Consider the following 14,475-nt stretch of genomic DNA (forward strand, 5'->3'; position numbering starts at 1 on the left):
ACAGCCTGATTGCATGCCACGGGTTGTTCTCGCTCGACGCTTTGCATAGGCTTGCGGCGCATGTTCGCGCCGTCGTCGCCAGGAGAATCGAAATGGGCCTCAACCAACAGTGGATGGAACGTGACCTGAAGGTCCTGTGGCATCCCTGCACCCAGATGAAAGACCACGAACACCTGCCCCTGATCCCGATCAAGCGCGGCGAAGGCGTGTGGCTGGAAGATTTTGAAGGCAAGCGCTACCTGGACGCTGTCAGCTCCTGGTGGGTCAACGTGTTCGGCCATGCCAACCCGCGCATCAACCAACGCATCAAGGATCAGGTCGATCAGCTGGAACACGTGATCCTCGCAGGCTTCAGCCACCAGCCGGTGATCGAGCTGTCCGAGCGCCTGGTCAAGTTGACGCCCGACGGCCTGGACCGGTGCTTCTACGCCGATAATGGCTCATCGTGCATTGAAGTCGCGCTGAAAATGAGCTTTCACTACTGGCTGAACAAAGGCCAGCCGGAGAAAAAGCGCTTCGTCACCCTGAGCAACAGCTACCACGGCGAAACCATCGCCGCGATGTCGGTCGGCGATGTACCGCTGTTCACCGAAACCTACAAGGCCTTGCTGCTCGATACCCTCAAGGTGCCAAGCCCGGATTGCTACCTGCGCCCGGAAGGCATGAGCTGGGAAGAACACTCGCGCAACATGTTCGCCGTCATGGAGCAGACCCTGGCCGAGCACCATGCCACGGTCGCCGCAGTGATCGTAGAACCGCTGATCCAGGGCGCCGGCGGCATGCGCATGTACCATCCGGTGTACCTCAAGCTGCTGCGCCAGGCCTGTGATCGCTACGGCGTCCACTTGATCCATGACGAAATCGCCGTGGGATTCGGCCGCACCGGCACGATGTTCGCGTGTGAGCAGGCCGGCATCCGTCCCGACTTCCTCTGCCTGTCCAAGGCCCTGACCGGCGGCTACCTGCCGCTGGCTGCCTGCCTGACCACCAACGAGGTATACAGCGCGTTCTACGACGACTACCCGACCCTGCGCGCCTTCCTCCATTCGCACAGCTATACCGGCAACCCGCTGGCCTGCGCCGCTGCCTTGGCGACCCTGGATATCTTCGAGCAAGACAACGTCATCGAGCAGAACAAGGCCTTGTCGGCCCGCATGGCCACGGCCACCGCGCACCTGGTCGATCACCCCCATGTCGCCGAAGTGCGCCAGACCGGTATGGCCCTGGCCATCGAGATGGTCCAGGACAAGGCCAGCAAGACGGCTTACCCCTGGCAAGAGCGTCGCGGCCTCAAGGTCTTCGAGCACGCCCTGACCCGCGGCGCCCTGCTGCGCCCACTGGGTAGCGTGGTGTACTTCCTGCCGCCTTACGTGATCACACCCGAGCAGATCGACTTCCTCGCCGAGGTGGCCAGCGAAGGCATCGACATCGCCACCCGCAGCAGTGTCAGCGTGGCGGTACCGGCCGATTTCCACCCCGACTTCCGCGACCCGGGCTAGTCAACTGCGCCGGCCTCGCCGGCGATGACGCCTACACAGCCCCTATTCATTCAGAGTGTGCAGATGAGACTGTCCCGCTTCTTCATTGATGCCCCCCTGAGCCTCGGCGAGCACGACCTGCCAGAAGCCCAGGCCCACTACATTGGCCGTGTACTGCGCATGGCCAGCGGCGCTGCCGTGCAGCTGTTCGACGGCAGTGGCCAGGAATACCTGGGCCAGTTGCTGGAAGTCGGCAAGAAAACCGTGCGCGTGAGCCTCGACCAAGCGGTTGCCGGCCAGCCCGACTCCAGCCTCAAGGTTCACCTGGGCCAGGGCCTTTCCCGGGGCGAGCGCATGGACTGGGCTATCCAGAAAGCCACCGAGCTGGGTGCCAACGTCATTACCCCGATCGTCAGCGAGCGCTGTGAAGTGCGCCTCAAGGACGAGCGTGCCGACAAGCGCTTGGCCCACTGGCGCCAGGTGGCCATCAGCGCCTGCGAGCAGTGCGGCCGTTCCAGCGTGCCGCAGATCAACCCGCCCGTGCTGCTGGCCGACTGGCTCAAGGCGTGCGATGAACAGCTCAAGCTGGTGCTGCACCCAGTGGCCGAGCCGCTGGTCAGCCACCAGAAGCCCGACAGCCTGGCATTCTTGATCGGCCCCGAAGGCGGCCTGAGCGACGCCGAAGTGGACCAGGCCAAGGCCGCAGGTTTTCAGGCCGCCCGCCTTGGCCCACGGGTGCTGCGCACCGAAACCGCACCGGTGGTGGCCCTGGCTGTCGCTCAGCAGTTGTGGGGCGACTTCTAGAGCACGTAGAAGAATACGGCGATGAAGTGCAGCAGGCTGCCGGCAATGACAAACAGGTGCCAGATGCCGTGCCAGTGGCGAAAGCGGCTGTCATAGGCGAAAAAAATGATGCCGATGGTGTAGAACGCGCCACCGGCGGCCAGCCAGGCAAAACCCGCTGCCCCCAGGCTCGCAAGCAGCGGCTTGACCGCCACCAGCACGATCCAGCCCATCACTGCATAGATGATGATCGACAGCACCCGGGCTTCGGAGCGCGGCTTGATCTCCTGCAACATGCCGATCAGCGCCAGCCCCCAGACCACGCCGAACAGGCTCCAGCCCCAGGGGCCGCGCAGGCTGACCAGGCAGAACGGTGTGTAACTACCGGCAATCAACAAATAAATCGATAGGTGGTCAAGCTTGCGCATCACCACTTTGGCTCGGCCGCGCACGCTGTGATAGACCGTAGAGATGCTGTAGAGCAGCAGCAGCGTGAAGCCATAGATCGCCAGGCTGACAATCTTCCAGGGGTCGCCCTGGAGGCTTGCCACCACCAGCAACCAGATGGCGCCGATACAGGCCAGCACCGCGCCGACCAAATGCGTCCAGGCGTTGAAACGTTCACCGTGATACATGCAACAGGGTCCTCCAGACAACGGACTGACTTCCCATCCTACACAGGCAAATGTTTCAAACCAGCCCTGCGTCCTCCAGCAAGCGTTCCAGTGCTGGAAGGTCCGGCACTTTGGCGACCTGATCGCCGACCTGCACCGCCGCCAGCTCCAGTGGCGCCAGCGGCACATCGACATAGTTGAGTTGGCTGTCGAGCTTGCAGGAACGCGGAATACCCTGCACCAGCAAGGCGATAAAACGCTGGCGGCTGCTGCCCAAGGCATTGAGCACCACAATCCGTGCCCGCTCGCCGACCTTCACCGAGCCCCCGCACGCGGCCTCGAAACTGAGCAACGGCAAGCGCTGGTTGCGCCAGTCGATCCAGCCGAGCATCCACGCCGGTTGTTGCTCGGCTGGGGTGCCAACCTGGTAACCGATCAATTCGGCCACCGCGACGTTGGGCAACACCAGGCAGCGATCGCCGAGGGCCAACAGCAGCCCAGTCAAGCTCGTGCGGCGGCCGTTACGTACCGATTGTTCAAGCATGGCGGCGACTCCACAGGGCGATGCTCTGCAGCAGCACCGATTCTTGATAAGGCTTGCCCAGGTAGTCGTTGACGCCGATGGACATGGCCCGGTCGCGGTGCTTCTGCCCGGTCCGCGACGTGATCATGATGATCGGCAGGTCCTGGAGCTCCGGGTCATGGCGTATCTGGGTGGCGACCTCGAAGCCGTCCATACGCGGCATCTCGATGTCCAGCAGGAGAATGTCGGGACGGTGCTCCTGCAGCAGCGCCATGGCATCGACACCGTCCTTGGCCGTCAGCACGTTCATGCCGTGGCGCTCCAGCAGGCGCCCCGTGACCTTGCGTACCGTCACCGAGTCATCGACCACCATCACCAGCAACGGCCGCTTCGGCGCCCGCTCGATCTGCTGGCGGCGAAGGCTGGCATTGCTGCCCGCTTGCTGGAACTGTCGCTGCTGCAGACCGCGCAACTGTCCCAGCAAGTCCAGAATCAGCACCACCCGGCCATCACCCAGCAAAGTCGCCCCGGACAAGCCCTGGACACCGGCAAACTGCGGCCCCAGGCTTTTGACCACAATTTCGCGACTGGCGGCCAGGCTGTCGACCTGGATGGCGAACTGCTGCTCTTGGGAATGCACCAGCAGCACCGGCAGTGGCAGGCTCTGGCCAAGCAGGCGCGGTTGCACCGCCCCTTGCAGCAGCTCACCCAGATAATGAAGCGCGTAGCGATGCCCGGCATATTCGTAATGGGGCGACTCGAGCTGGTAACAGGCCTCCAGCTCCGCAGGCGGCACCCTGACGATGCCTTCGATGGTGTTGAGCGGTACGGCATATTGCTCGTCGCCAAACTGCACCATCAACGCCCGGTTGACCGAGACGGTGAATGGCAGACGAATCAAAAAGCGTGCCCCCTTGCCCGGATTGGACTCGATCACCATCGAGCCGCCCAGATGCTTGACCTCTTCATGCACCACGTCCATGCCCAGGCCGCGTCCGGATATCTGGGTGATCTTCTCCGCCGTGGAGAAGCCCGGTTGCAGAATGAACTGCATGATCTCGTGATCACTGAGCACCGCCACTGGGTCGAGCAAGCCGCGCTTGATCGCCTTGCGCCGTACCGCCTCCAGCGGCACGCCCGCACCGTCGTCGGTCATTTCGATGACGATGTCGGCGCCTTCATGCAGCAAGTTCAGCGAAATCAGCCCCTGCTCCGGTTTACCCGCCGCCAGACGCACATCGCGGGCCTCCAGGCCATGGTCGACGGCATTGCGCAGCATATGTTCAAGCGGCGCCACCATGCGCTCCAGCACGCTGCGGTCCATCTCGCCCTCGGCATTGCCCACCACCAGCTCGACTTGTTTGCCCAGCTCGCTGGCCACCTGCCGCACGACCCGCTGCAAGCGTGGCACCAGGCGCTCGAACGGCACCATGCGCGTGCGCATCAGGCCTTCCTGCAGCTCGCTGTTCACCCGCGCCTGTTGTTGCAACAGGCTGTGGGCATCCTGAGCCCGTACCGTCAGGGTTTCCTTGAGATCGAGCAGGTCGGACGCCGATTCGAACAGCGCCCTGGACAGTTGCTGCAACTGCGAGTGACGGTCCATTTCCAGCGGATCGAAGTCGTCGTAGGCCTGGTTGTCGCCATCAGCTTGCTGGCGACTGAGAATCCGCCCCTGGGTTTCGGTATCCAGGCGGCGCAATTGATCGCGCATGCGCTCCAGGGTGGTTTCCATTTCGTTCAACGCTACCTGGGCATCATTGACCTGCTGTTCGATACGCCCGCGAATGATCGAATGCTCACCGGCCAGGTTACCCAGGTCATCGAGCAGCTCCGATGCCACCTTGACCATGTCCACCGGCCCACGCTCAGGTGCAGCCACCGGCAATTCCACCGGTGCTGCATCCGGGTTGGAATGCTGGGCTGCGGTATCGGCCAGGGCGGCGCTGCTGAAGTTGCGAATGTAGTCGATCAGTGCCGTGGCGGCATGCAGCGGCTGAAGCAGGCGTACGGCATCGAGCATATGCGCCAGGCGGTCATGGCAGTTCTGCAACAGGCTGAACAGCGCTGCACTGGGCTGCAACTGCCCGGCGGCCAGCAGTTCGTAAAGAAACTCCAGTTCATGGGCCAAGTCGCCTATCGGCGCAATCTCGACCATGCGCGCACCGCCCTTGAGGGTATGCAGGTCGCGCAACAGATTCTCCACCTCGACGCCATTGCGTGGCTCGGCCTGCCAGCGCAGCAAAGCTGCACCCGAGCTTTCGACGATATCGAAACTCTCTTCGAGGAAGATCTCCAGCAACTCCTTGTCGCCCGCCTCCTGCACCGGGTCGGCAGGTTTGTCCGCCACCACGGCCGGTGGCGCCTCATGGCGAAACTCACGCAGCGCCGCCAGCAACTCGACGGCGGCTGCAGGCGCCTGCCCTTGCTGCAGCGCGGCAAGTACCTGGGCCAGCTGGGCGTGGCTGCGCCTGAGCAGATCGCCCAACTCAGGGGTCAGACTGAAACGGCGATCGACCAGCCCCTCGTAGAGCAGCTCCAGCTCCCGGGCCAGTACTTCAACCCCGCCTATGGCGGCCATCTGCGCCCCGACCTTGAGGGTTTGCAGATCGCGCTGCAGCGACGACAGGGCCGACACATTGTCGGGCTCGGCCAAACAACGGGCCAACGCCTGGTCAGCGCTTTCAAGCACATCGCAGGCTTCTTCGAGAAACAGCTCGACCATGGCAGGTTCCGCGTCCAGGGCTGCCGTGGCGGCACCCAGTTCGGCGATGTTTGCCTGGCCATTGCGGGTGCTGATCAAACCCGTGGCATCGGGTGCCAATGCCTCGTCAAGCAGCTCACGCAGGGCCTTCAGACGTTCCGGCCGCGGGTCTACCTCCTGGCCTGCGGCGATCTGGTCGAGCATGTCGATCAGCGCCTCATGGGCATGCTGCGCCTCCTCGAAGAAGTGCCCGCTGACAGCCAGGCTACTTTCCTCGACCGCACCGTACAGGTCCAGCAGCGCCTCGCACAGGTCATCCACCTGCCACAGGTTGGCCAGGTGAGCACTCTGGCCCAGGGTGGTCAACTCATCGAGCAGCGCGGTGAGTTCCTGGCGCTCACCCGGGTGTTCCTGCCAGCGCAGCAACAGCGACTCGGCATCCAGCAGGATATCCATGCCCTGGGCCAGGAAGCTGGCGATCAACTGTGGGTCGCGCTTGATCCGCACGCCATGGCTCGGAGCCTCCAGCAGCGCCTGCAAGCGCGCCTCGACCAACTGGTGGATTTCTTCGATCAGGGTCGATGCGCCGACTATTGGAGCCAGCGGTGCGCTGGTCAGTTGCTCAAGTCCGCGTTTCAACAGCGGCTCGGCGCTTTCCAGCAGGTAGATTTCCTCAAGGTCGAAAGCCAGTTGGTGGGCCTTGAACTCCCGCGCCAGCAGATCGAGGGCCCCGGCCAGTTCGGCGATGGACGCGACACCGGCCATGGCGGCACTGCCCTTGAGGGTATGCAGGGCGCGCTGCAATGTATCGCTGACCGGCTGCGGCAAATGCTGTTCGGCCAGTTCGAGAAAGCTGTCGAGGCTCGCCAGATGCCCCTGGGCCTCGCTGCGGAAGATCTCCAGCAACTGAGGGTCAATCGACTCGTTGCCAGCCGCCTCATGGGGCGCGTCATTCATCGCCAGTGCATGCAGGCGCAATGCCAGTTGCTCGATGTCTTTTGCAGCTTGCGACTGGCCCTTGGCAAAGGCCGCCAGCAGTCCGGGGATCAGATCCAGTACCTGTTGCAAGCCAGCCAGGGGCGCGGCACCAATTTCCACGCGACCTTCCAGCACCCGGTTGAGAAAATGCTCGGCCGCCCAGGCCAGCTCGGCCAACCCCTGAGCCCGCACCATGCGGCCACTGCCCTTGAGGGTGTGAAGTCCGCGGCGCAGTTCTACCAGCGCATCGCGCTCGGCCGGATTGGCCTGCCAGCGCGCCCATTGCGCATTGAGTTGCGGCAACAGCTCTTCGGCCTCCTCCAGGAACACCTCGCGCAGTTCTTCATCGACTGCCGGCTCCTCAATAGCCGGCACGTGGGCTTCCACCGCCGGCATCGGCTCAGGCGCATAACCCAACGCAGCGAGGCTTGCCTGGGCAGCCTCGAGAAAATACCAGGGGTTGGCCTGCGGGTCGGCAATCAGCCACTGCAGGTAACACTCACAGGCACTCAGGGCGTCGGCCAGGTGCGCCAGGGCTGTGGTGTCCGGTGCAGCGGTGCCAAGCAAATTGGCCTGGGCATAGTCGCCACAACGCCCCATCAAGGCCGCTGGTCGCGGCAACATCAGCATGGCCAGGGCGCCACGTACCTGCTGCAGCAAACCGGGCAAGGGTTGCATCCGATGGGGCTGCCAGCCGGCCTCCAGCGAGTCACCGATCTGGTCCTTGACCTGCTGCAGCACCGCGTTGGCTTCCTCTAGCACCAACTGACGAATCTCGGCCAGGTCGGTGCCCGGCAGCGAGGTCTGGCTGGGGTGATGCTCCAGGGGCCCCACCATGCCGGCCAGCGTCGCCTCGACATACAGCAACGCTCCGGCGACATCCATCAGCACCGCGTCATCCGGCGCGCGCTGGCCCTGGGCCAGGCTCTGCAACACCAGCACCTGATCGATAATGACCCGCCGTGGTTGGCCGAAGCCCAGCACCGCCAGCGTGTCGGCAATTTGCCGCAGCGGCGAGAGCAACGGCTGCAGGTCATCCAGGCGCTGGCGATCGCTGCGCACAAACAGGTCCAGGCGTTCCTTGACCCGCATCAGGTCCTCACACAACGCCGCCACCACCGAACGCATGGCGTCGCGGTCGGAGCCTGCGTGCAAACGCTCGCGCAAGGCACTCAGGGACAGGTCGAGATTGGCCAGATCTTCAGCCGGTGCTGGCGCTGTCGTCAACAGGCTGCCCTGCCCCAGAGGCTCGACCCCGCGCTCCGCGCGCAGCTGGTTGAGCACTGGCAGTACCACCAGCGGCAGGTCGCGCCGGGCACTGCGCAGGCGGTCGAGGTACAACGGTAATTGCTCAAGGCCGCGAAACAGCGCACCCAGCGCTTCGCCTCGCTGACCAACGCGCTTGGCCCGCAGCGCCCGCCCCAGCTGCTCCAGCTCTTCGGCCAGCAGCGCGGCGCCGCTCAGCTCCAGCATCACCAGGCAACCGCGCACCTGGTGCAGGTTGTCGACAAATCCGGCCAGGGCGTCTTCATCCCCGCCCTCGGCGGAAAACTGTTCCAGTGCCAGGCGCGCCTGGGCCAGGCAGTCACCGATGGCGCCCTTGACCCAGGCGAGGGCTACCGTGTCATGCAGCTCAGCCATATCTGCTCCCGTTGCCATGCTCACTGGCGCGCGCTCAACGTGGCGGCGTCGGTGGCAGCGTGAAGCCGGACACCGAGCGACGCATTTCGCTGGCCATGCGGGCCAGGTCGCCAATGCTTTCGGCCGTCGCGCTGGAGCCTGCCGACGTCTGTGAGGTGATCTGCTGGATCACAGCCATCGTATGCGAGATCTGCCCAGCCGATGAGGTCTGCAGCTGGGCGGCGTCGGAGATGCTGTGGATCAGTTCGGCCAGGGTCTGCGATACCCCTTCGATCTCTGCCAGGGCCACGCCCGCATCCTGCGCCAGGCGCGCACCGCGTACCACTTCAGCCGTGGTCTGCTCCATGGAAATGACCGCTTCGTTGGTATCGGCCTGGATGGTGCGCACCAGTGCCTCGATCTGGCGGGTGGCCGACGACGAGCGTTCGGCCAGACGCTGAACTTCGTCGGCTACTACGGCAAAGCCGCGGCCGGCTTCCCCTGCCAGCGAGGCCTGGATTGCCGCGTTGAGGGCAAGGATGTTGGTCTGGTCGGCAATGTCGTCGATCAGGCTGACGATATCGCCGATTTCCTGTGACGACTCGCCCAGGCGCTTGATCCGCTTGGCGGTGTCCTGGATCTGCTCGCGGATGTTGTCCATGCCGTGGATGGTGTTATGCACCACTTCGTTGCCTTTGTTGGCAATGGCCACCGAACGCTCGGCCACCTTGGCCGACTCATAGGCATGGGTGGATACGCGGTCGATGGACTCGGCCATGTCACCTACGGCAACCGATGCCTCGCTGATCTGCTCGGCCTGGTGCTCCGAGGCCTTGGCCAGTTGGTGCGCGGTGTTCTGGGTGTCCTGTACGGCCGCGGCCACTTCCTCGGCACTGAGGTTGATGGTCGCGACCAGGTCACGCAACTGGTCGATGGAGTAATTGATCGAATCGGCGATAGCCCCGGTGAAGTCTTCGGTGACCGACACGGTGACGGTCAGGTCGCCGTCGGCCAGGTCTTCAATCTCATCGAGCAGGCGCATGATCGCCTGCTGGTTGCGTTCGTTCTTTTCCGCCGTTTCGCGCAACTGCCGGTGGGTTTCGCGGACCATCACCAGGCCGATAAGGATGATCGAGGCCAGCGCCAGCAGGCCCAGCACATAGCCGCCGACCGTATCCAGGGTGCGGCCGCTGGCCAGGTTCTCAAAACCGTTGGCCAGGCGCGATGCCTCATCGAGCAGGGTCTGCGACTGGTTGAAGATGCTGCCGGCGGCCTCACGCACCCGGAACAGTTCCGGCGAGGTTTCGAGAATTTCATCCACCGAGCCTGCGACGAACTGGAACAGCTCGGCAATTTCGGCCAGCCGTGCCCGGGCATCGGGGTCCTGGACGCGGGTGATCTGCAAGGTCTGGTTGCCACCGAGCATACCGTCCAGCACCTGGCCGAAGCGGCTGGCGTCGCGGCCAAAGGCGTCGGCCGCCTGCACGGCAGTGTCATCCCCGGCCAACACCGTATTGACCGAGCCGAGGATACGTTCGGCCAGCAGCGACTGGCGCTGGGCCACCGCGACCTGGCTGGCCGGCGCCCCGCTCTGTAGCAGGATCTCCACGACTTTTTCATATTCGATCTGCAACTGCGGCACCGTCTCGGCCAGGGTCGCGGCCACCTGGTGCAACGACAGCACAGTCTGCTCGCTGGCCAGAATGGTATCGGTGTTCTTGCGCAGGCCTTCCCAGTCGCGCAGCACTGCATCCATTTCGTTGCGCACCGCTGGCGGTGCGGCTGGCAGACCGGTGGCCGCATCGCCTTTTTTCAGGTAGCCCCAGCGCTGCTCGAAATCGTTGCGCGCCTCGCTCAGCAACCGAAACGCGCGAGACTTGCCAGCCGCAGCCTCGGTAGCGTTCTTGGCTATACGCTGGGACAACACCCGCAGCTCACCGGCATGGCCGATGTACTGCTTGTCGTAATTGGCCTGGGTGTTGAGGTAGGCGAAGTTGGCGAACAGCAGGATGATCGACAGGATCAGAACGACGAACAGCGCCGCAATCCGGGCGCTGCTGCGTGAGCCTTGGGTCGAAGTAGACGACTTGGTAGTGGTCACGAATCAGGCATTCCTTTACAACGCCACGTCGAGAAAACCCGGCGCCTGGGCCAGGGCCAACGGGCTGAAGATGGCCCAGCAGCGCTGGCGCTGGAAATGACCTCGCACAAAAGGTGCCGCGCCATCGAGCAAGGGCGTGGGCGGTGAAAGCTCCAGGCTGTGCAGGGGAAAGTGCTGCAGCCCCAGGACTTCATCGACCAACAGCCCGGCGAACAGCTCGTCATGATCGAGCACCAGCACCCGACGCTGCTTGCGCGGTGCCGACAGCCCAAGGCCGAAAAAGCCGCACAGGTCCATCACCGGCAGCAGGCGGCCGCGCAGGTTGGCCACTCCGCTCACCCAGGGCTTGACCCCGGGAATACGGCTCAGATGAGGCTCGTGCAGCACTTCGGCGACCTCGCCCATGGGCGCCACGAACCACTGGTCGGCAATACGGAAACCAATCCCGCTCCAGCTTTGCAGCCGGGTTTCCTGCAAGGGCAAGTCGGCCGCCAGCAGCCGGCAACGCCGGTCGATGTCCAGCAGCAGCTCGAAGGCCGTCAGCGACTCGCCCGTGGGCTGCGTGGTCAACCTTTGAGCACGCCATTGAGCTTCTGGATCAGGGTGTCCTCATCCACAGGCTTGGTCAGGTAGTCCTTGGCGCCCTGGCGGGCTCCCCAGACCTTGTCGGTTTCCTGGTCCTTGGTGGTGACGATGATCACCGGGATGTGCGCGGTATCGGCATCCTTGCTCAGCTGGCGGGTGGCCTGGAATCCGTTCATGCCGGGCATGACGATATCCATCAGCACCGCATCGGGCTTTTCCTGGCGCGCCAGGGCCACGCCGTCGGCGCCGTTCTCGGCTTTCAGCACCTGATGCCCGTGCTTTTCAAGCATTCCGGTGAGTTTGTACATTTCAGTCGGCGAATCATCGACGATCAGAACTCGAGCCATGCTGTTCCCCATCAAAGGAAAGGACGCCGCTGCCGGGGCGCGGCGTCAGGGTGCGTGTTGTTCTTCTGCGGCGAACCCGGGCACATGCGCGCGGATTGCATCCAGCAGTTCTTCCTTGCTGAAAGGCTTGGTCAAAAATTGATCGGAGCCGACCACGCGGCCCCTGGCCTTGTCGAACAGGCCGTCGCGGGACGACAGCAGAATCACCGGCGTGTCCTTGAAGACGCTGTTGTGTTTGATCAGGGCGCAGGTCTGGTAGCCATCCAGACGCGGCATCAGCACGTCGACGAAAATGATCTGCGGATGCTGGTCGACAATCTTGGCCAGGGCGTCGAACCCGTCGGTGGCCGTGATGACCTCGCACCCTGCTTCACTGAGCAACATCTGGGCGGTTCGGCGAATCGTCTTTGAGTCATCGATCACCATCACCTTCAGTGCCGCACCGGACTGTTCCATAATTGCTCTACCATCGCTGCTCGCTATGGGCGGCAAGCTATAAGTTTCCAACGGCAAGAAAAGCAGGGCATACGTGGCGTGCTTTTACTTGTGGCTGATGGCTTGCAGCTGTAGACGGCCGTGCAGGCCACGTGCCAGGCCTTTTTAGCACACTCTGGGGGTGCATTCCATCGGCCCGTCACCGTGCCGTCCGGTCTGCGTTTTTCCCTTGACCGCCAGCGCAGCGAGCGCCACCCTGACGCCACTTTTCATTTGAGCCAACGCGGCCCCGCGCCGCTTTAGAGGATATAGCCCATGAGCGTTCGCCTCGGGATTGTCATGGACCCCATTGCGCGCATTTCCTATAAAAAGGACAGCTCGCTGGCCATGCTGCTTGCCGCCCAGGAGCGCGGCTGGTCGCTGTTCTATATGGAGCAGAAAGACCTCTACCAAGGCGAAGGTGCTGCCCGGGCACGGATGCGCCCCCTGAAGGTATTCGCCGATCCCGAGCACTGGTTCGAGCTTGAAGACGAGCAAGACAGCCCCCTGAGCGAGCTGGACGTGATCCTGATGCGCAAGGATCCGCCCTTCGACATGGAGTTCGTCTACAGCACCTACCTGCTGGAGCAGGCCGAGGCCGCTGGCGTGCTGGTGGTCAACCGCCCGCAGAGCCTGCGCGACTGCAACGAGAAACTCTTTGCCACCCTGTTCCCGCAGTGCACACCGCCCACCCTGGTCAGCCGTCGCGCCGACATTCTGCGTGAGTTTGCCGCCCAGCATGGCGACGTCATCCTCAAGCCACTGGACGGCATGGGCGGCGCCTCGATCTTCCGTCATCGCCCGGGCGACCCGAACCTGTCGGTGATCCTCGAGACCCTCACCCTTCACGGCACCCAGCAGATCATGGCACAAGCCTACCTGCCAGCCATCAAGGACGGTGACAAGCGCATCCTGATGATCGATGGCGAGCCGGTTCCGTACTGCCTCGCACGCATCCCGGCCAGCGGCGAGACCCGTGGCAACCTGGCCGCCGGCGGTCGTGGCGAAGCCCGCCCGCTGACCGACCGTGACCGCTGGATCGCCGAACAGATCGGCCCGACCCTGCGGGAAAAAGGCCTGCTGTTTGTCGGCCTGGACGTGATCGGCGAGCACCTGACCGAGATCAATGTCACCAGCCCGACCTGCATCCGCGAAATCGACAACGCCTTTGGTACCCGAATCGGCGTGCAGTTGATGGACGCCATTGATCGCAAGCTCAAAGCGCGCTGACAGCCGACGCGAAGCAACCGTGCAGAGTGGGGTATCATGCCGGTCGATTTTGACCTGAAGCGCCCTGCTTTGCCGGCTCGCCCCCGGCCTTGCGGCTGCTGGATACCCGATGACGCTGCCTGCTGACATCCCTGCCGACTTTGTCCCGCCCCGTGTTCGCCCGGCGGATCGGCTCGGCTTTACCTTGTTCCTGGCGGCCCTGATTCACCTGGCGCTGATCCTGGGCCTTGGCTTTTCCTTCGCCAAGCCTGAGGAGATCCGCCGGACCATGGAAATCACCCTGGCCACCTTCAAGAGCGAAAAAGCCCCCGAGAAGGCCGATTACCTGGCCCAGGACAACCAGCAAGGCAGTGGCACCCTGGACAAGAAAGCGGTGCCCAAGACTACTGAGATCGCGCCATTCCAGGACAGCAAGATCAACAAGGTGACGCCACCACCGGCCGCCAAGCCTGAAGTCAAACCCCAACCGGCACCGCCAAAGGCAGTAGTCACCACCCAGGCACCCAAGCCGCAAAAAGTCGAGACCCGGCCCAAAGAGGTCAAGCCACAGCCCAAACCCAAGGCCGCCACGCCTGATTTCGACAGCTCGCAGCTCTCCAGCCAGATCGCCAGCCTCGAAGCCGAGCTGTCCCAGGAACAACAGCTGTACGCCAAGCGCCCGCGCATCCACCGCCTCAATGCTGCCTCGACCATGCGTGACAAAGGCGCCTGGTACAAGGACGAGTGGCGCAAGAAAGTCGAGCGTATCGGCAACCTCAACTACCCCGACGAGGCCCGTCGGCAGCAGATCTACGGCAGTCTTCGGTTGATGGTCTCGATCAACCGCGACGGCTCGCTGTATGAAGTGCTGGTGCTGGAGTCGTCCGGCCAGCCACTGCTGGACCAAGCGGCCCAGCGTATCGTGCGCCTGGCTGCTCCTTTCGCACCGTTCACCGGCGACCTGGCCGATATCGACCGCCTGGAAATCATCCGCACCTGGCGCTTCGCCCGCGGCGACCGCCTGTCGAGCAACTGATACCTGCAGGAGCGGGCTTGTCAGTC

The 14,475-nt window shown here is 63.7% G+C and carries 11 protein-coding genes; 4 read left to right on the forward strand and 7 right to left on the reverse strand.

Annotation, left to right across the window (positions count from 1 at the left end; all coding sequences use genetic code 11):
* Nucleotides 1–92 precede the first annotated feature (92 nt).
* Complete coding sequence (locus tag ABVN19_RS20660) at nt 93–1,499, forward strand: adenosylmethionine--8-amino-7-oxononanoate transaminase (RefSeq protein ID WP_105642363.1); 1,407 nt, start codon at nt 93–95, stop codon at nt 1,497–1,499.
* 63 nt (nt 1,500–1,562) lie between these two features.
* Nucleotides 1,563–2,282 carry a 16S rRNA (uracil(1498)-N(3))-methyltransferase gene (locus tag ABVN19_RS20665; RefSeq protein WP_028945587.1) on the forward strand — a complete coding sequence of 240 codons (720 nt, stop codon included), beginning with the start codon at nt 1,563–1,565 and terminating at the stop codon, nt 2,280–2,282.
* On the opposite strand, the gene ABVN19_RS20670 is transcribed toward ABVN19_RS20665, so the two are convergent.
* The 7 genes from ABVN19_RS20670 to pilG are packed head-to-tail and all read right to left on the reverse strand — an operon-like array spanning nt 2,279 to nt 12,186.
* Complete coding sequence (locus tag ABVN19_RS20670; RefSeq protein ID WP_028945586.1) at nt 2,279–2,896, reverse strand: hemolysin III family protein; 618 nt, start codon at nt 2,894–2,896, stop codon at nt 2,279–2,281. The genes ABVN19_RS20665 and ABVN19_RS20670 overlap by 4 nt on opposite strands.
* A 55-nt stretch (nt 2,897–2,951) precedes the next feature.
* Entirely contained in the window at nt 2,952–3,419 is a 468-nt protein-coding gene (locus tag ABVN19_RS20675) for a chemotaxis protein CheW (RefSeq protein WP_028945585.1), read from the reverse strand.
* A complete protein-coding gene (locus tag ABVN19_RS20680) occupies nt 3,412–8,718 on the reverse strand; it encodes an Hpt domain-containing protein (RefSeq protein WP_105642364.1) in 5,307 nt (1,768 codons plus the stop codon). The genes ABVN19_RS20675 and ABVN19_RS20680 overlap by 8 nt, the downstream gene beginning before the upstream one ends.
* A gap of 34 nt (nt 8,719–8,752) precedes the next feature.
* Nucleotides 8,753–10,798 (reverse strand): methyl-accepting chemotaxis protein, encoded by a 2,046-nt coding sequence (locus ABVN19_RS20685; RefSeq protein ID WP_028945583.1) that lies wholly within the window; start codon nt 10,796–10,798, stop codon nt 8,753–8,755.
* 15 nt (nt 10,799–10,813) lie between these two features.
* Nucleotides 10,814–11,368, reverse strand: a complete 555-nt coding sequence (locus tag ABVN19_RS20690; RefSeq protein ID WP_105642365.1) for a chemotaxis protein CheW — start codon at nt 11,366–11,368, stop codon at nt 10,814–10,816.
* The gene (pilH, locus tag ABVN19_RS20695) at nt 11,365–11,730 is read right to left on the reverse strand and encodes a twitching motility response regulator PilH (RefSeq protein ID WP_028945581.1); all 366 of its coding nucleotides are present in this window, start codon (nt 11,728–11,730) and stop codon (nt 11,365–11,367) included. The genes ABVN19_RS20690 and pilH overlap by 4 nt, the downstream gene beginning before the upstream one ends.
* 45 nt (nt 11,731–11,775) lie before the next feature.
* Complete coding sequence (pilG, locus tag ABVN19_RS20700; protein ID WP_028945580.1) at nt 11,776–12,186, reverse strand: twitching motility response regulator PilG; 411 nt, start codon at nt 12,184–12,186, stop codon at nt 11,776–11,778.
* Nucleotides 12,187–12,480: 294 nt separating this feature from the next.
* On the opposite strand from pilG, the gene gshB reads away from it, so the two are divergent.
* Nucleotides 12,481–13,434: a glutathione synthase gene (gene gshB, locus ABVN19_RS20705; protein WP_028945579.1), complete on the forward strand. Its 954-nt coding sequence runs from the start codon at nt 12,481–12,483 to the stop codon at nt 13,432–13,434.
* A 109-nt stretch (nt 13,435–13,543) separates the two neighbouring features.
* Nucleotides 13,544–14,449, forward strand: a complete 906-nt coding sequence (locus ABVN19_RS20710; RefSeq protein WP_028945578.1) for an energy transducer TonB — start codon at nt 13,544–13,546, stop codon at nt 14,447–14,449.
* The last annotated feature ends 26 nt before the right edge of the window (nt 14,450–14,475 follow it).

The sequence above is a fragment of the Pseudomonas vranovensis genome (genome assembly GCF_040438935.1).
Taxonomy (GTDB): domain Bacteria; phylum Pseudomonadota; class Gammaproteobacteria; order Pseudomonadales; family Pseudomonadaceae; genus Aquipseudomonas; species Aquipseudomonas vranovensis.

Excerpts from the sequence above, each read along its gene's own strand:
- ABVN19_RS20660 (WP_105642363.1), top strand. The coding sequence starts at position 93 with ATGGGCCTCAACCAACAGTGGATGGAACGTGACCTGAAGGTCCTGTGG.
- ABVN19_RS20665 (WP_028945587.1), top strand. The coding sequence starts at position 1,563 with ATGAGACTGTCCCGCTTCTTCATTGATGCCCCCCTGAGCCTCGGCGAG.
- pilG (WP_028945580.1), bottom strand. The coding sequence starts at position 12,186 with ATGGAACAGTCCGGTGCGGCACTGAAGGTGATGGTGATCGATGACTCA.
- ABVN19_RS20675 (WP_028945585.1), bottom strand. The coding sequence starts at position 3,419 with ATGCTTGAACAATCGGTACGTAACGGCCGCCGCACGAGCTTGACTGGG.
- ABVN19_RS20680 (WP_105642364.1), bottom strand. The coding sequence starts at position 8,718 with ATGGCTGAGCTGCATGACACGGTAGCCCTCGCCTGGGTCAAGGGCGCC.
- gshB (WP_028945579.1), top strand. The coding sequence starts at position 12,481 with ATGAGCGTTCGCCTCGGGATTGTCATGGACCCCATTGCGCGCATTTCC.
- pilH (WP_028945581.1), bottom strand. The coding sequence starts at position 11,730 with ATGGCTCGAGTTCTGATCGTCGATGATTCGCCGACTGAAATGTACAAA.
- ABVN19_RS20710 (WP_028945578.1), top strand. The coding sequence starts at position 13,544 with ATGACGCTGCCTGCTGACATCCCTGCCGACTTTGTCCCGCCCCGTGTT.
- ABVN19_RS20670 (WP_028945586.1), bottom strand. The coding sequence starts at position 2,896 with ATGTATCACGGTGAACGTTTCAACGCCTGGACGCATTTGGTCGGCGCG.